The sequence below is a fragment of the Moellerella wisconsensis genome, from assembly GCF_022592395.1.
Taxonomy (GTDB): domain Bacteria; phylum Pseudomonadota; class Gammaproteobacteria; order Enterobacterales; family Enterobacteriaceae; genus Moellerella; species Moellerella wisconsensis.
On record NZ_CP093242.1, the window covers coordinates 3,424,907 to 3,441,295 of the forward strand.

Sequence of the window (16,389 nt, forward strand, 5' to 3'; positions counted from 1 at the left end):
AAAGAATTAAACTGACTTCATTTATTCATATATGAATTAACGTGTTAGTCACTCTTTAAGACTTAAAATCAAAAATATTTTTTATTTCGATAGTGTCTTGTGAGTGCCCACACAGATTGTCTGATAAATTGTTAAAGAGCGTTGCAACAAGGCTTAAGGTAACTCGTTAAGGTTCTTGTTGCGAGGTGGCGTATATTACTCTTTTCATTCAGGAAGTCAAGCATTTATTTTTAACTTTCTTTCCGAACTACTTCGACCATCACCTCCATCATCCCGCTGTTTTTCAAGGCGCTTACTGCGCTTTGGAACTTTCAAACTCAACCGTTCGGCCGGTTTGTCGTGACAACGGAGCGGATTATAGGGAGCTGAGAAAATTACACAAGTGTTTTTTTGAAATAATTTATTAAATGAATATATATTCACCAAAATGCCGTATTTTGCATCAATGTTGGTTCTGTTAAGGTAATAATTAAGTGTTTTGAAGTAATAACTTAAAGTTTGCAACAGATATTATTAATAGCTTATATAGAGGAAAATCATATTCTCTCTGTTTAATCACGATTTCGTTTCTTTTATCTGCTAATCTTTTTCTATCCACTTTATTTTATATATCGATACTATAACTATGATGAAAAGTAATCTGCGTTCTTATATGGGTATCATGCCTTCTATTGCTGAAAACGTAATGATTGATCCATCGGCTATTATTATTGGCGATGTACGTTTATCGGAACATGTCAGTATTTGGCCTTTAAGCGTGCTGCGGGGTGATGTAAATCATATATCCATAGGCGCTAGAACTAATATTCAAGATGGCTCGGTTCTCCATACCACTCATAAATCTGCTAATAATCCTGAGGGCAATCCATTAATTATTGGCGAAGACGTTACTGTCGGTCATAAAGTTATGTTACACGGCTGCCGTATTGGTAATCGCGTACTCGTTGGAATGGGATCCATTATTCTGGATAATGCGATTATTGAAGACGATGTTATTATTGGTGCGGGTAGTTTAGTCGCTCAAGGAAAACACCTACCGAGTGGATTCCTTTATTTAGGCAGCCCAGCCAAAGCTATTAGACCTTTAACCGACGCCGAAAAAGAACATCTGAAATCGTCATCAAATAACTACGTTGGCTGGAAAGATAATTATCTTTGCGATGATGATTATAGTAAGTAATTACCCAATTCATCTTCATGGCCTTGTTTAATCAAGGCCTCAAACTCTTCTTCAATATCCCAACGATGATGAGTGAATACAGAAAGCGCATCGATATCATGACCAAATCGTGAATACAGTTGCTCTTCAGTAATAACACAATCAGCAACCCTTCCATTGACGAGCACAGGAAAAATCATCTTGCGCGCCGAACTATCCCAATATTCACTGTCTGGAAATTGTATTGCCTGATTCATCGATTAATCTCTTTCTTTAATGCCAATAATACGGGTTCGATTTCAGGCAAAATACCGTGCCACAATTTGAACGAGAAAGCAGCTTGCCCCACCAGCATACCTAGACCATCAGATATTTGCTGTACCTGATGCTCAGTAACGAATGATAGAAAAGGCGTTAATCCTGATTGATAAAACATGTCATAGCAAGCGACTTTAGAGGTTAATACATTCGGATTAAGTGCAGGTATATCACCATTAATACCCGACGATGTGGCATTAATAATTAAATCAAATTTCGGCTCAATTAGTTTTTCAATTGATTGAGCGGTTATATTACCGATAGAATAGAATTCCGCAGCTAATTGCTCCGCTTTATTTAATGTCCTATTTGTCAGTGTGATACGGCACCCATATTCGAGCAAAGGTAATAAAGCACCCCGTGCCGCCCCACCTGCGCCAATTAATAAGATATTACTATTTTTATGAATAAAATTGAGGCGTTGTAAATCTAGCAATAAACCCACCCCATCAGTATTATCTCCCAGCAAACGTTCACCATCGAGCCGCATTACGGTATTTACAGCCCCACAAATTTGGGCGCGCTCAGTTAATTCATTCATAGCTGCATAAGCGCGTTGTTTAAAAGGAAGCGTAATATTAGCCCCTTTACCACCTTCCATAAAAAACACAGCTAAGCATGACTCAAACTCATCTATTGGCGCCAATACCGCGCCATATTGATGGGATAACCCTGTTTGCTGTGCAAATAGCTGATGAATAAAAGGAGATTTACTATGATTGATAGGATTACCGAACACCGCAAAATTACCCATAACAACTTATCCTTTTCTATATAATTGTCCGGTTTGCACATCGCGTATTTCGGATGGATTCTGTCGCCCGCCAACAATCCCCTCTAAAATGGGAATCGAATCTTTAAATTGTGCAAGGACTTCATCATAGTTACGGCAAGGCTCTAAACCACTTAAATTTGCACTGGTCGAAACCAAAGGTTTGCCATAAGAGCGACATAATTCTTTTACTAATGGGTGGTCTGTAACGCGGATCGCTAAAGTATCAAATTTTCCAGTCAATAATTTTGAAGTCGTTAGTTTAGCTGGCACAACCCACGTTACTGGCCCTGGCCATGAAGCTAACATCGTATTCTTTTGCTGCTCACTAAGTTTGCTATCGTCAATATAATTTCTAAGTTGTTCATAATTGTCAGCAATTAGAATCAATCCTTTTTCCCATGAACGATTTTTTAAAACTAAAAGCGAGTTGATCGCCTGTTCATTATCCGGATCACAACCGAGCCCAAACACAGCTTCAGTCGGATACGCTATTACTTGACTATTATTTAATTGTTCTATTATTTTATCTATTGCAGGTGCTACATGATTTGTCATAGTTTTACTCATTATCTTTTTGTGGTTTACCACAACGTTTACTGGCACAAAACAATTTTACTCCCTGCGCGGTTCTCTTTTCCATTAATAATGGATATTGGCAGAATATACACTCGCCAGATATCGGTTTATTGTTAATAATAAACTGACATTCAGGATAGCTATCACACGCATAAAATGTCTTGCCAAATCTCGATTTACGCTGTAATAAATGACCTTTTTTACATTGAGGGCAGATGACTGATGTCTCATCCGGCTTATCGATCAACTCCGTATGCTCACACTCAGGATAATGGCTACACCCGATAAACATACCAAAACGCCCTTGCCTAAGAACTAACTCATGGCCACAAGCCGGGCAGATTTGCCCCTCTAATACTTTAATAATATGACTATCATTGATTGGACGTAAAGGCCGTGTATATTGACATTCGGGATAGGCTGAACACGCCAAAAAAGGACCATGTTGGCCATTACGAATAACCAATTTAGCATGGCATTCGGGGCAGTGCTCTACGCCCTCGGTAGCAAAAGGCAATTGTGTCGACATAATCCTCTCTTTATTATTCAATTAATCTTTATATAACCACCAGCAACAGAAATAATTTTTCCGGCCAATTCGAGTTCCATTAATTGCGGTAATATGACGGAGACAGATTGTTGTGCACGCTGGGCAATGCTGTCTATTGCCGTTACCTGATAATCAATAAAATGTATCAAACCACTAGCTATGATATCAGCCTCTGGCATATTTAACGACGATATCGTATTTAATGGCGGCTCAGAATTAAATAATGGCTCCGGCATTAACCACTGCAACTCACTTTGTAAATGCGTAAGTAGATCTTGTGGATCCGTCATAAGATAAGCACCTTGCTGAATTAACCAATGATTTCCTTGATAATGCTCATTGCCTAATGCCCCCGGAAGGGTAAAAAGATCTCTATTTTGTTCAAGGGCATATCTCGCCGTAATTAATGAGCCACTGAGCATACTCGCTTCAATCACCACTACAGCTCGACTCAATCCGCTAATAATTCGATTACGCCGAGGAAAGTTTTTGGCTAATGGTGGTGTATCTGGTGCATATTCTGAAACTAAGGCTCCTTGCTGAGTAATCTGCTCCGCCAACGCTTGATGCTGCTTAGGGTAAATATAATCTAGACCGCTACCAAGTACGGCAATTGTTTTACCATTATTTTCTAATGCGATTTTATGACCAATACTATCAATACCTAAAGCTAGGCCACTGGTAATAGTAAGGTTATGTTCAACAAAAGTGCGTACAAATTGCTTCGCCCAAAAACTACCATAATGGGTTGCATTACGACTGCCAATCAAGGCTACCTGCTCTGTAGAAAGAACCTCAATATTTCCCATAACAAACAAAACAAGAGGAGAATGATGAATTTGCTTCAATAAAAATGGATATTTAGGATCAGCAAGCGTGAGGAGATGATGCTGACAATCTTCTAACCACTTAAATATGCTCGTTATTTGTTTTTCAGAGCGATGAAGATACTGTAAGCTTTGTTTTTCATTAAGCCCAGCTTGTAGTAAGCTAGCGTGATTAATTTTCTTTACTATCATTAGTCTATTAATCACTTTTAGTGCTTGTAACGATGGTAAGCGGCTTACCATCATCATTCGTAGCCATATTTCCAAGACATCCATAGTGTCATCCTGACGCAGTAGGTGGAGTTATCCTAAAAGAATCGTTCTCTATAAAATATAGTGATAACGGCTCACCTTGCGTTAAGCTTATTATAAAGGACAGTCATTAATAGCCATTTTCAGCAATTAATACCATCTAGAAACAGTTCTTACTATTTGATATTTAGAGGGTATAGTTATGATTTGCACAAATCATAACCAATACTGTCAATCTAACCGAGAAATGTCTAGAATAGGCATTAATTCCCATTCACATTTTGGATACAGTTCGAAATTATTTATGTCAGTATTACATATATTACATTATCCAGACGAGCGCCTACGCACCGTCGCCAAGCCGGTTGAAAAAGTTGATGCCGAAATCCAACGTATCGTTAATGATATGTTTGAAACAATGTACGATGAAGAAGGCATCGGTTTAGCTGCAACACAGGTTGATATTCATCAGCGTATCATTGTAATTGACGTTTCAGAGTCACGCGATCAACGACTGGTTCTGATCAATCCTGAGCTCTTGGAGAAATCAGGCGAAACAGGGATTGAAGAAGGCTGTTTATCTATCCCTGAACAAAGAGGCTTCGTACCTCGGGCTGAATTCGTTAAAATACGCGCACTCAATGAGAAAGGTGAATCTTTCGAACTAGATGCCGATGGGCTCCTAGCTATTTGTATTCAGCATGAAATGGATCATTTAGAGGGTAAATTATTTGTCGATTATTTATCAGCATTAAAGCGTCAGCGTATACGCCAAAAAGTAGAAAAAATTGATCGTATAAGAGCTAAAACAGCGAAAACCAACTAATTTCGCTAGCTGTAAAAGTCATCAAACAGGAATTTGCAACGTGTCACAACCGCTAAATATTATTTTTGCCGGAACCCCGGATTTCGCTGCCAGACATTTGGCTGCTTTATTAAAAACTCATCATAACGTTGTTGGGGTATTAACTCGGCAAGATAAACCTGCTGGTCGAGGGAAGAAACTGACCCCAAGCCCAGTAAAATTATTGGCTGAAGAAAATGCAATTCCTGTGTTTCAACCTACGTCGCTCAGAAATGACGAAAGTCAGCAATGGGTCGCTGACCAAAATCCAGATATTATGATAGTGGTTGCCTATGGAATGATCTTACCTGAGGCGATACTTAATCTACCCCGTCTGGGATGCTTGAATGTTCATGGGTCTTTACTTCCACGTTGGAGAGGTGCAGCGCCAATCCAACGCTCTATTTGGGCTGGAGATGCACAAACGGGAGTGACAATTATGCAAATGGATATTGGTTTAGATACCGGAGATATGCTGCATAAAGCTATTTTGCCGATTTCGGCTCAAGATACCAGTGCTTCTTTATATGAAAAACTGGCTGAAGTTGGACCCAATGCACTAATAGAAACGCTTAATCTCATCACATCAGGCCAAGCGATCCCAGAAAAACAAGATGATAAGTTCGCCAATTACGCAGAAAAACTCAGTAAAGACGAAGCCAGAATTGACTGGGCCTTACCAGCAGAGCAGATAGAGCGTTGTATTCGAGCCTTCAATCCGTGGCCAATCAGTTACTTTGAAGTAGATGAGCAGTTAATGAAAGTTTGGCAGGCTGAAGTTATCAATGAGCCGCATAATCAACCAGCAGGAACTATCCTACGAGCAGATAAAAAAGGAATTTGTATCGCTACTGGTGATGGCCAATTGAATATTCTTCAATTACAACCGCCGGGTAAAAAACCGATGCATGCACAAGACCTACTAAATTCCCGCCGAGGATCATTTATTCCAGGGCAGAAACTCAATTAGTCCCATATTCTAACTGCCTGAGCCTAATTTCAGGCAGTTTCTTATTTAATGAAAGACATATCTCATTCCAATCTATGAAAAACACATATAATTTACGCAGTATCGCTGCTCAGGCAATTAGTCAAGTCCTTGACCGAGGCCAATCTCTTAGTACCGTTTTACCCGATTTACAACGTAATATCAGTGATAAAGATAAATCCCTTTTGCAAGAATTATGCTTCGGTGTTCTGCGCGTATTACCCCAGCTCGAATGGTATATTAGTCAGTTAATGGCAAAACCTATGACAGGCAAACAACGCACATTACACTATTTACTCATGGTGGGAATTTATCAGCTAGCTTATACTCGTATTCCTGCCCATGCAGCTCTAGCAGAAACAGTCAACGGTGCAACTGCGTTAAAAAAACCGCAGTTAAAAGGATTAATAAATGGTGTATTACGTTCATTTCAACGCCAGCAAGAACAGTTAGAAGAACGTGTCGTTAATAATGCGAGTCATCATCTTCACCCGAGTTGGTTACTTGCCCGGCTCCAAACGGCTTATCCTGACCATTGGGAAGCCATCGTTGCTGCAAATAATCAGAAACCACCCATGTGGTTGCGAGTTAATTCCTTACATCATTCAACCGCTGACTATTTATCTTTGTTAACACAAGCAGAAATTAAAGCTTATCCACATCCTGAACACCCTAGCGCATTACGATTAGCCGAACCTACTGCGGTCACTAAATTACCAGGATTCAACGAAGGCTGGGTTACGGTTCAAGATGTTTCAGCACAAGGCTGCGCTGAATTACTCGCGCCACAAGAAAACGAATATATTCTGGATTTATGTGCTGCGCCTGGTGGAAAAACTACACATATCTTAGAACTTGCACCAACAGCCAATGTTTTGGCCGTCGATATTGATGAGCAACGCCTAAAACGGGTAAAAGAAAACCTTCAGCGTCTAAAGTTACATGCGAAAATTATTGTTGGTGATGGAAGAACACCCGATAAATGGGCAAAAGATGAGAAATTTGATCGCATATTGCTCGATGCACCGTGCTCTGCAACAGGTGTAATACGCCGCCATCCAGATATAAAATGGCTGCGCCGTAATGATGACATAGCAACACTAGTGACACTACAAGCTGAAATTTTAGAAGCTATTTGGCCAAAGCTAAACGTTGGCGGAACATTAGTTTATGCGACTTGCTCTATATTACCCGATGAAAATAGCCAGCAGATCCTACAATTTTTAGAGCGCCATCCAGAAGCCTTACTCTCAGATGGCACCATCGCAGGCCATCAGATCCTACCTGAAATCGAGGGTGGGGATGGATTCTTTTACGCGCGATTAACCAAAAAAGCCTAATATAAATGTATTGTTATCAGAGAATAACTAGAGATAGGAATATGGTATGAAGATCATTATTCTTGGGGCTGGGCAAGTCGGTGGAACACTTGCTGAAAACTTAGTCGATGAAAATAACGATATCACCGTCGTCGATACTTCAGCCGATCGGTTACGCCAATTACAAGATCAATTTGATCTGCGCGTGGTTAATGGACATGGCTCTCATCCTAGAGTATTAAGAGATGCAGGAGCTGAAGATGCAGATATGCTAATTGCTGTTACCAATTCTGATGAAACCAATATGGTCGCATGCCAAATAGCTTATTCTCTTTTTAATACGCCGAATAAAATTGCTCGTATCAGAGCAACTGAATATATTCGAGAAGCTGATAAATTATTTTTACCTGAACATATTCCTATCGATTATCTCATCTCTCCAGAACAGCTAGTTATTGACTATATTTATAAGCTCATTCAATACCCTGGAGCGCTGCAAGTAGTTAATTTTGCCGAGGGAAAAGTCAGTATTGTCGCAGTAAAAGCATACTATGGTGGCTCGCTTGTCGGCAATGCGTTATCCAGTTTGCGAGAACATATGCCACATATCGACACCCGTGTCGTGGCTATTTTTCGTCAGGATAGGCCGATTAGACCACAGGGCTCGACGATTATTGAAGCTGGAGATGAAGTGTTTTTCGTTGCTGCATCTCAACATATTCGCGCAGTAATGAGTGAACTGCAACGATTAGAAAAACCGTACAAACGAATGATGATTGTCGGTGGCGGTAATGTCGGTGCAGGATTAGCTAAGCGTTTAGAAAAAGACTATAGCGTAAAATTAATCGAACGAGATCAACGCAGAGCGACTGAATTAGCTGAATTACTGCATGATACAGTCGTGTTCTATGGGGATGCCTCTGATCAAGAGTTACTTGCAGAAGAACATATCGAGCAAATGGATGTGTTTATTGCGTTAACCAATGACGATGAAGCCAATATTATGTCCGCCATGCTAGCCAAAAAGATGGGGGCTAAAAAAGCGATGGTACTAATACAACGTTCTGCGTATGTAGAATTAGTACAAGGTGGAGTAATTGATATCGCCATTTCACCACAGCAAGCGACAATTTCAGCTTTATTAGGCCATGTAAGAAAAGCCGATATTGTCAGCGTTTCATCATTACGCCGAGGCGTCGCTGAAGCTATCGAAGCCATTGCCCATGGTGATGAAAACACCTCTAAAGTGGTGGGTAAAAAGCTATCAGATATCAAACTTCCCCCCGGCACGATTATTGGCGCTATTGTTAGGGAAGATGAAGTCATCATCGCAAGTGACTATCATTTGATAGAACAAGGAGATCACGTAATTATGTTTATTACTGATAAAAAGTATGTCCCTGATGTAGAGAAATTATTCCAACCAAGTCCATTCTTTTTATAAAAAGATTAAAAGCTAAAGGAATAATTTGCGGCTAATTGCACGATGAGCTTATAATTTAATAGTTTAGTAAATTTTTTGTAACATTTTATTTAATGAGGATACTATGAGTTTTTTAAAAGAGTTTCGTGAATTTGCCATGAAGGGCAATGTTGTTGATATGGCGGTGGGTGTAATTATCGGTGCTGCTTTCGGTAAAATAGTGTCCTCACTAGTTGCCGATGTCATTATGCCACCACTTGGTTTATTGATAGGTGGTGTCGATTTCAAACAATTCAGCGTAATACTACGAGCTGCACACGGTGAAATACCAGCAGTTGTATTAAATTACGGTGTATTCATTCAATCTGTTTTTGATTTTGTTATTGTTGCATTGGCTATTTTCAGCGCCATCAAATTAATGAACAAAATGCGCCGTGAAAAAGAAGAAGCGCCTTCTGCACCGCCAGCACCTTCAAAAGAAGAACTGTTATTAAGTGAGATTCGTGATTTACTGAAAGAGCAGAATAAAAAATAATAAATTTAGAAAGCCAGTGGTAATAGATTGATAAAACCATTACCACTGGCCTCCCAGTTACCCGCCTTAGAATATTTTGTTTTTCTTTGATAGCTTCCTTTTCCTTTCTTGTTTTTCTCAATTCTCTGTTTAAATAATGGGTCATGTAACAATGCTTCAAGCGCATTATTCTGGATAATCCCTTTTTGGTGCTGATATTTTGACATGGCTACGTCCTCTTAATGTTTCTACTATTCTATAAATATAATTCTATAACTTTACTTACTCGCTGCGCCTTTCTCCAGGGTTTCTAGAATGGAACAGTAAGTCGTTGCATGTTCATCGCCACAACACGCGGCGCTCAACATTTTTAATGAATCGCGCATAATCGTCAATTCTTGAATCTTTGACTCAACGTCAGCTAGTCGTTCATCAACAATTTGCTTTGATTCTTGGCAAGTATGATGCGCTGGATCTACACGAATAGATAGCAATTCCGTGATTGTTTCTAAGGTGAATCCTAGCTGTTTAGCATAACGAATAAAACGCAATCGTTGTAAATCTTGTTCGGTGAATAATCGGTATCCACCTTCAGTTCGAATTTGATGCCCCATAAGCCCCTGTTTTTCATAGAAGCGAATAGTATCAGGGGTTACATTAGCTAACTTGGCTAATTGTCCAATTTTGTACATAAATCACTCCCGTACATGATATGAGGGTGAAAAAGATAATAACAAATAAAATGGATAAAAAAGACTGAAAAATAGAAATGAATTAAGACTAGATTTTAAATACAAAAAAACCGGGTAAATACCCGGTTTCTTTGTCAGTACACAGATTACTCTGCTACTACTTCCTGAGACTCAACGGCACGATCAACGAGCTCGATGTAGGCCATCGGCGCGTTATCACCGGTACGGAAGCCACACTTAAGAATGCGAGTGTAACCACCGGCACGGCTCGCAAAACGAGGTCCCAGTTCATTAAATAATTTTGCCACGATCTCGTTATCACGAGTACGGGCGAATGCCAGACGACGATTAGCTACGCTGTCGGTCTTGGCAAGAGTAATCAGCGGCTCAACGACGCGACGCAGTTCTTTCGCTTTTGGCAAAGTCGTCTTGATGATTTCATGACGAACTAAAGAACCTGCCATGTTACGGAACATAGCTTGGCGGTGGCTGCTGTTGCGGTTCAATTGACGACCACTCTTACGATGGCGCATGACCTTATCCTTCTCAGTAAAACCTTAACCTGTGACCTTATTCGTCAGCGATACTTGCCGGTGGCCAGTTTTCTAGGCGCATGCCTAGAGACAGTCCACGAGATGCCAAGACATCCTTAATTTCAGTAAGAGATTTCTTACCAAGATTAGGCGTTTTAAGCAACTCAACTTCAGTACGCTGCACCAGATCACCGATGTAGTGGATAGCTTCTGCTTTAAGGCAGTTAGCAGAGCGGACAGTCAATTCCAGATCGTCAACTGGGCGCAATAAGATAGGATCGAATTCTGGTTTCTCTTCCTTAACTTCTGGTTGACGTACATCACGTAAATCAACAAAAGCTTCAAGTTGTTCAGCCAGAATGGTCGCTGCACGACGAATCGCCTCTTCAGGATCGATTGTACCGTTAGTTTCCATTTCAATAACTAGCTTATCCAAATCAGTACGTTGTTCAACACGTGCTGCTTCCACATTGTAGGCTATACGCTCTACTGGGCTATAACACGCATCAACTAATAAACGACCGATAGGGCGCTCATCTTCTTCCGAATGAATTCGGGTAGAAGCCGGCACATATCCACGACCACGCTGAACTTTAATACGCATACTAATAGAAGCGCTTTCGTCAGTTAAATGGCAGATGATGTGCTGAGGCTTGACGATTTCGACATCACCATCATGGATGATGTCGGCTGCAGTCACAGGGCCAATGCCAGACTTATTCAAGGTAAGAATAACTTCATCTTTGCCCTGAACTCTTACCGCCAGCCCTTTCAGGTTGAGGAGAATCTCCAGGATGTCTTCCTGTACACCTTCTTTGGTGCTGTACTCATGCAGTACACCATCAATCTCAACCTCAGTCACCGCACAACCCGGCATAGACGAAAGCAGAATACGGCGCAGTGCGTTACCAAGAGTATGACCGAAGCCACGCTCTAATGGTTCAAGGGTCACCTTGGCGTGCGTCGAACTGATTTGCTCGATATCTACCAGGCGCGGTTTTAGAAACTCTGTCACAGAACCCTGCATTGTGTCCTCTCTTTGGTGCTAAGCTTTACTTAGAGTAAAGCTCGACGATCAGGTGTTCGTTAATGTCAGCAGATAGGTCAGTACGTTCAGGGATACGTTTGAACACACCTTCCATTTTCGCAGCATCAACTTCCAGCCAAGTTGGCTTTTCACGCTGTTCAGCCAGCTCTAAAGCAGCCTTAATACGAGACTGTTTTTTTGCTTTTTCACGAACGCTGATAACGTCATTCGGGGAAACCTGATAAGAAGCGATGTTGACAACGTGACCGTTTACCATGATCGCTTTATGGCTAACCATTTGACGTGCTTCTGCGCGAGTTGCGCCAAAGCCCATACGGTAAACTACGTTATCTAAACGACCTTCCAGCAGAGTCAGCAGGTTTTCACCTGTGTTGCCTTTCAGACGAGTTGCTTCTTTATAATAGTTACGGAATTGACGTTCCAGAACACCGAACATACGACGAACTTTTTGTTTTTCACGTAACTGCACACCGTAGTCAGACAGACGCGGTTTACGCGCGCCGTGCTGGCCTGGTGCTTGTTCTAATTTACACTTGGTGTCAATCGCGCGAACACCAGACTTAAGGAATAAGTCGGTACCCTCGCGACGGCTCAGCTTGAGCTTAGGACCCAAATATCTTGCCATTTTCTCTCTCCAGCAATCCTAAAAACGATACGTATTAAACGCGGCGTTTTTTCGGTGGTCGACAACCGTTATGAGGAATCGGAGTCACATCAGTAATATTAGTGATGCGGAAACCAGCCGCGTTTAACGCACGGATAGTTGACTCACGGCCAGGACCAGGTCCTTTAACCATAACTTCCAGGTTCTTAATTCCGTACTCTTTAACCGCTTCAGCACAGCGTTCAGCTGCAACTTGAGCTGCGAACGGAGTTGATTTACGAGAACCACGGAAACCGGAACCACCGGCAGTTGCCCAACCTAATGCGTTACCCTGACGATCAGTAATAGTAACGATTGTGTTGTTAAAAGAGGCATGGATATGAGCCACACCGTCTGAGACTTGTTTTCTTACACGTTTACGTGCACGAACAGGTGCTTTTGCCATTATTCAAATACCCCGACTATTTCTTGATCGGCTTACGCGGACCCTTGCGGGTACGAGCATTAGTCTTAGTACGCTGACCGCGCACCGGAAGACCACGACGATGACGTAAACCACGATAGCAAGCAAGGTCCATAAGACGCTTGATGCTCAGGGTAACTTCACGACGCAGGTCACCTTCGACAACATATTTGGCAACTTCGTCACGTAGCGTGTCGATTTGTTCTTCAGACAGCTCACTGATCTTAACATTCTCAGCAATCCCCGCTGATGCACAGATAGCCTGTGAGCGAGTTTTACCAATGCCGTAGATCGAAGTTAATGCGATTACGGTATGTTTATGATCAGGAATGTTAATGCCTGCTATACGGGCCACTATGCACTCCTAGAATAAAGTATTGTACCAAAGTTCTGAAAAGCCCGTTTTCAGGATACTCAAACATTGATACATCTTCTTGATAAAAAGATTGGCTGGCTAATTTAGCCAGCTCAACCCAACTTTGCAAGAAAAAAATGCTTTTTCTTAGCCTTGACGTTGTTTATGTCTTGGCTCAACACTGCAAATCACACGAACGCTACCATTGCGACGGATAATTTTGCAGTTACGGCATAATTTCTTGACGGAAGCACGAACTTTCATTTTTACTCTCCGTAACTTCTCAAGCAAACCGTAACCATCACAATAAATGATTACTTACCTTTGAGATTTGCTTTCTTCAATGCAGACTCGTACTGACTTGACATCATCAGAGTTTGCACTTGAGCCATAAAGTCCATGATGACAACAACTACGATTAATAGTGAAGTACCGCCAAAGTAAAATGGTACTTTCATTGCATCACGCATGAACTCCGGGATTAGGCAGATGAAAGTAATATACAGCGCACCAACTAATGTTAGGCGAGTCATTACTTTATCAATGTACTTGGCCGTTTGCTCTCCCGGACGAATTCCTGGTACAAATGCACCGGACTTCTTCAGGTTATCTGCCGTCTCTCTTGGGTTGAAAACCAACGCCGTATAGAAGAAACAGAAGAATATGATAGCAGTTGCATAAAGTAACACATAGAGCGGTTGACCGGGCTGTAAATACATAGAAATCGTAGTCAGCCAATCCCAACCTGTCCCATCACCGAACCAAGAGGCTATTGTACCCGGGAATAGTATAATACTGGAAGCAAAAATTGCAGGAATTACACCCGCCATATTCACTTTCAACGGTAAATGTGTACTTTGTGCCGCATAAACACGGCGTCCTTGTTGACGTTTAGCGTAGTTTACGACGATACGACGTTGACCACGTTCCATGAAAACAACAAAGAAAGTAACCGCGAACACTAACACTGCAATCAACAGCAACAGGAGGAAGTGCAGATCGCCTTGCCGAGCTTGCTCGATGGTACTGCCAATCGCAGGTGGAAGACCTGCAACAATACCGGCGAAGATAATGATTGAAATACCGTTACCGATACCTCGTTCAGTTATCTGTTCACCTAGCCACATCAGGAACATTGTCCCAGTGACTAAACTGACAACAGCCGTAAAGTAGAACGGTAAACCTGGATCAATAACTAGTCCTTGCATACCCGGCATATTAGGTAATCCCATAGCAATACCGATAGATTGGAAAATTGCTAATACGAGAGTACCCCAACGGGTGTACTGACTAATTTTTCGACGTCCTGCTTCCCCTTCCTTCTTAATCTCTGCTAGACGAGGATTAACCACCGTCAATAACTGGATAATGATAGAGGCCGAAATATACGGCATAATACCCAAAGCAAAGATAGACGCACGGCTAAGAGCACCACCAGAGAACATGTTAAACATGTCAATGATGGTGCCTTGTTGCTGTTCGAGCAATTTGGCAAGCACAGTGGCATCAATACCAGGGATAGGAATAAAAGAGCCAATTCGGAAAACGATCAGCGCCCCAATAACAAACAAAAGTCTGCGTTTTAGTTCACCAACGCCGCCCTTGGCACTTTGAAAATCTAATCCTGGTTGTTTCGCCATCTGTCACTTATTCCTCAATTTTACCGCCAGCAGCTTCAATTGCAGCGCGAGCGCCTTTAGTAACACGAAGGCCACGTACAGTAACTGCACGATTAACTTCGCCAGACAGAATCACTTTCGCGAATTCAATCTGAATGCCAACTACATTAGCGGCTTTAAGTGCGTTCAGATCAATAACATCGCCTTCAACAGAAGCAAAATCAGACAGACGAATCTCTGCAGTGATCATAGCTTTGCGTGAAGTGAAGCCAAATTTTGGCAAACGACGATATAAAGGCATCTGGCCACCTTCAAAACCACGACGTACGCCACCACCAGAACGTGAGTTCTGACCTTTGTGACCACGACCAGCGGTTTTACCCAGGCCAGAACCGATACCACGACCTACGCGTTTAGGCGCGTGCTTAGCACCTTCAGCCGGAGACAGAGTATTTAAACGCATCTGTTACTCCTCAACTTTTAGCATGTAGGAAACCAAGTTGATCATACCACGTACAGCAGGAGTATCCTCGCGCTCTACTGTGTGACCAATACGACGCAGGCCTAAACCGATCAGAGTTGCCTTGTGTTTAGGCAAACGGCCGATTGAACTGCGAACTTGTGTAATTTTAATAGTCTTAGCCATGGTTTCTTACCCCAGAATTTCTTCGACGGATTTACCACGCTTAGCTGCGACCATTTCTGGAGACTTCATGCTGTCTAAAGCGTCCAGTGTTGCACGAACAACGTTAATTGGGTTCGTGGAACCATAGGTTTTAGCCAGTACGTTACGAACACCCGCAACTTCAAGCACAGCACGCATTGCACCACCGGCAATAATACCGGTACCTTCGTGAGCTGGTTGCATGAACACGCGAGATCCGGTGTGCGCACCTTTCACTGGGTGGAATAATGTGCCGTTGTTTAATGCAACGGTTGTCATACTGCGACGGGCTTTTTCCATCGCTTTCTGGATTGCTGCCGGAACTTCGCGTGCTTTGCCGTAGCCAAAACCAACGCGACCATTACCATCACCAACTACAGTCAGTGCTGTAAAGCTGAAAATACGGCCACCTTTAACGGTTTTTGCTACGCGGTTTACCGCGATCAGCTTTTCCTGCAGTTCGCCAGCTTGTTTCTCGATGTGAGACATCTTACACCTCTACCTTAGAACTGAAGGCCAGCTTCACGGGCAGCATCTGCCAGTGCCTGGACTCTACCATGATATTGGAAACCAGAGCGGTCAAAAGCAACAACTTTGATGCCTTTTTCCAGTGCACGTTCAGCGATTGCTTTACCAACTGCTGCTGCTGCATCTTTGTTTCCAGTGTATTTCACTTGCTCAATGATAGCTTTTTCAATTGTAGAAGCTGCTACCAAAGTGTCAGAACCGTTCGGTGCGATAACCTGCGCATAGATATGGCGAGGGGTACGGTGTACCACCAGGCGAGTCGCACCCAACTCTTGGATCTTGCGGCGTGCGCGGGTCGCACGACGGATACGAGCTGCTTTCTTATCCATAGTGTTACC

24 protein-coding genes are annotated in these 16,389 nt (G+C 42.2%); 6 read left to right on the forward strand and 18 right to left on the reverse strand.

From position 1 onward, the window contains the following. The first annotated feature begins 628 nt into the window (after nt 1-628). A complete protein-coding gene (locus tag MNY66_RS14955) occupies nt 629-1,180 on the forward strand; it encodes a gamma carbonic anhydrase family protein (RefSeq protein WP_241501893.1) in 552 nt (183 codons plus the stop codon). Here the strand turns inward: MNY66_RS14955 and MNY66_RS14960 are convergent. Genes MNY66_RS14960 through dprA form a run of 5 tightly spaced genes read right to left on the reverse strand, consistent with a single transcriptional unit; the run spans nt 1,168 to nt 4,481 of the window. After that, nucleotides 1,168-1,416 (reverse strand): DUF1488 family protein, encoded by a 249-nt coding sequence (locus MNY66_RS14960; protein ID WP_241501146.1) that lies wholly within the window; start codon nt 1,414-1,416, stop codon nt 1,168-1,170. The genes MNY66_RS14955 and MNY66_RS14960 overlap by 13 nt on opposite strands. Further along, nucleotides 1,413-2,231, reverse strand: a complete 819-nt coding sequence (gene aroE, locus MNY66_RS14965; protein WP_241501147.1) for a shikimate dehydrogenase — start codon at nt 2,229-2,231, stop codon at nt 1,413-1,415. The genes MNY66_RS14960 and aroE overlap by 4 nt, the downstream gene beginning before the upstream one ends. Before the next feature lie 6 nt (nt 2,232-2,237). Then, entirely contained in the window at nt 2,238-2,807 is a 570-nt protein-coding gene (gene tsaC / locus MNY66_RS14970; protein ID WP_053907174.1) for an L-threonylcarbamoyladenylate synthase type 1 TsaC, read from the reverse strand. Between the two features lie 4 nt (nt 2,808-2,811). Beyond that, a complete protein-coding gene (locus MNY66_RS14975; RefSeq protein WP_047254565.1) occupies nt 2,812-3,357 on the reverse strand; it encodes a DNA topoisomerase family protein in 546 nt (181 codons plus the stop codon). Between the two features lie 17 nt (nt 3,358-3,374). Further along, nucleotides 3,375-4,481 carry a DNA-processing protein DprA gene (gene dprA / locus MNY66_RS14980; RefSeq protein ID WP_047254566.1) on the reverse strand — a complete coding sequence of 369 codons (1,107 nt, stop codon included), beginning with the start codon at nt 4,479-4,481 and terminating at the stop codon, nt 3,375-3,377. A 280-nt stretch (nt 4,482-4,761) separates the two neighbouring features. Between dprA and def the strand changes: the two genes are divergently transcribed. From def to mscL, 5 genes are all read left to right on the forward strand, one after another. Further along, complete coding sequence (gene def / locus MNY66_RS14985; RefSeq protein ID WP_047254567.1) at nt 4,762-5,283, forward strand: peptide deformylase; 522 nt, start codon at nt 4,762-4,764, stop codon at nt 5,281-5,283. 40 nt (nt 5,284-5,323) lie between these two features. Then, a complete protein-coding gene (fmt, locus tag MNY66_RS14990) occupies nt 5,324-6,271 on the forward strand; it encodes a methionyl-tRNA formyltransferase (protein ID WP_241501148.1) in 948 nt (315 codons plus the stop codon). Nucleotides 6,272-6,345: 74 nt separating this feature from the next. Next, the gene (rsmB, locus tag MNY66_RS14995; RefSeq protein ID WP_047254569.1) at nt 6,346-7,629 is read left to right on the forward strand and encodes a 16S rRNA (cytosine(967)-C(5))-methyltransferase RsmB; all 1,284 of its coding nucleotides are present in this window, start codon (nt 6,346-6,348) and stop codon (nt 7,627-7,629) included. A 46-nt stretch (nt 7,630-7,675) separates the two neighbouring features. After that, nucleotides 7,676-9,052, forward strand: a complete 1,377-nt coding sequence (gene trkA / locus MNY66_RS15000) for a Trk system potassium transporter TrkA (protein WP_047254570.1) — start codon at nt 7,676-7,678, stop codon at nt 9,050-9,052. Between the two features lie 103 nt (nt 9,053-9,155). After that, complete coding sequence (gene mscL / locus MNY66_RS15005; RefSeq protein WP_047254571.1) at nt 9,156-9,566, forward strand: large-conductance mechanosensitive channel protein MscL; 411 nt, start codon at nt 9,156-9,158, stop codon at nt 9,564-9,566. A gap of 5 nt (nt 9,567-9,571) precedes the next feature. Here the strand turns inward: mscL and MNY66_RS15010 are convergent, their stop codons facing one another. From MNY66_RS15010 to rplR, 13 genes are all read right to left on the reverse strand, one after another. Then, a complete protein-coding gene (locus MNY66_RS15010; protein ID WP_047254572.1) occupies nt 9,572-9,772 on the reverse strand; it encodes an alternative ribosome-rescue factor A in 201 nt (66 codons plus the stop codon). 51 nt (nt 9,773-9,823) lie between these two features. After that, nucleotides 9,824-10,237: a Zn(2+)-responsive transcriptional regulator gene (zntR, locus tag MNY66_RS15015; protein WP_047254573.1), complete on the reverse strand. Its 414-nt coding sequence runs from the start codon at nt 10,235-10,237 to the stop codon at nt 9,824-9,826. 146 nt (nt 10,238-10,383) lie between these two features. Further along, a complete protein-coding gene (rplQ, locus tag MNY66_RS15020; protein WP_047254574.1) occupies nt 10,384-10,770 on the reverse strand; it encodes a 50S ribosomal protein L17 in 387 nt (128 codons plus the stop codon). 37 nt (nt 10,771-10,807) lie between these two features. Beyond that, nucleotides 10,808-11,797, reverse strand: coding sequence for a DNA-directed RNA polymerase subunit alpha (locus MNY66_RS15025; RefSeq protein ID WP_047254575.1), 990 nt, complete (start codon nt 11,795-11,797; stop codon nt 10,808-10,810). A gap of 25 nt (nt 11,798-11,822) precedes the next feature. After that, entirely contained in the window at nt 11,823-12,443 is a 621-nt protein-coding gene (gene rpsD, locus MNY66_RS15030; protein WP_047254576.1) for a 30S ribosomal protein S4, read from the reverse strand. Nucleotides 12,444-12,477: 34 nt separating this feature from the next. After that, a complete protein-coding gene (gene rpsK, locus MNY66_RS15035; RefSeq protein ID WP_004388621.1) occupies nt 12,478-12,867 on the reverse strand; it encodes a 30S ribosomal protein S11 in 390 nt (129 codons plus the stop codon). A gap of 16 nt (nt 12,868-12,883) precedes the next feature. After that, a complete protein-coding gene (gene rpsM, locus MNY66_RS15040) occupies nt 12,884-13,240 on the reverse strand; it encodes a 30S ribosomal protein S13 (protein ID WP_047254577.1) in 357 nt (118 codons plus the stop codon). Nucleotides 13,241-13,387: 147 nt separating this feature from the next. Then, nucleotides 13,388-13,504 (reverse strand): 50S ribosomal protein L36, encoded by a 117-nt coding sequence (gene rpmJ, locus MNY66_RS15045; RefSeq protein WP_004265484.1) that lies wholly within the window; start codon nt 13,502-13,504, stop codon nt 13,388-13,390. Between the two features lie 50 nt (nt 13,505-13,554). Next, nucleotides 13,555-14,880, reverse strand: a complete 1,326-nt coding sequence (gene secY / locus MNY66_RS15050; RefSeq protein ID WP_047254578.1) for a preprotein translocase subunit SecY — start codon at nt 14,878-14,880, stop codon at nt 13,555-13,557. A gap of 7 nt (nt 14,881-14,887) precedes the next feature. Beyond that, complete coding sequence (gene rplO, locus MNY66_RS15055) at nt 14,888-15,322, reverse strand: 50S ribosomal protein L15 (protein WP_047254579.1); 435 nt, start codon at nt 15,320-15,322, stop codon at nt 14,888-14,890. Between the two features lie 3 nt (nt 15,323-15,325). After that, entirely contained in the window at nt 15,326-15,505 is a 180-nt protein-coding gene (gene rpmD, locus MNY66_RS15060) for a 50S ribosomal protein L30 (RefSeq protein WP_047254580.1), read from the reverse strand. A 6-nt stretch (nt 15,506-15,511) separates the two neighbouring features. Beyond that, complete coding sequence (gene rpsE / locus MNY66_RS15065; RefSeq protein ID WP_047254581.1) at nt 15,512-16,012, reverse strand: 30S ribosomal protein S5; 501 nt, start codon at nt 16,010-16,012, stop codon at nt 15,512-15,514. A 14-nt stretch (nt 16,013-16,026) separates the two neighbouring features. Continuing rightward, a complete protein-coding gene (gene rplR / locus MNY66_RS15070; RefSeq protein ID WP_047254582.1) occupies nt 16,027-16,380 on the reverse strand; it encodes a 50S ribosomal protein L18 in 354 nt (117 codons plus the stop codon). Between the last annotated feature and the right edge of the window lie 9 nt (nt 16,381-16,389).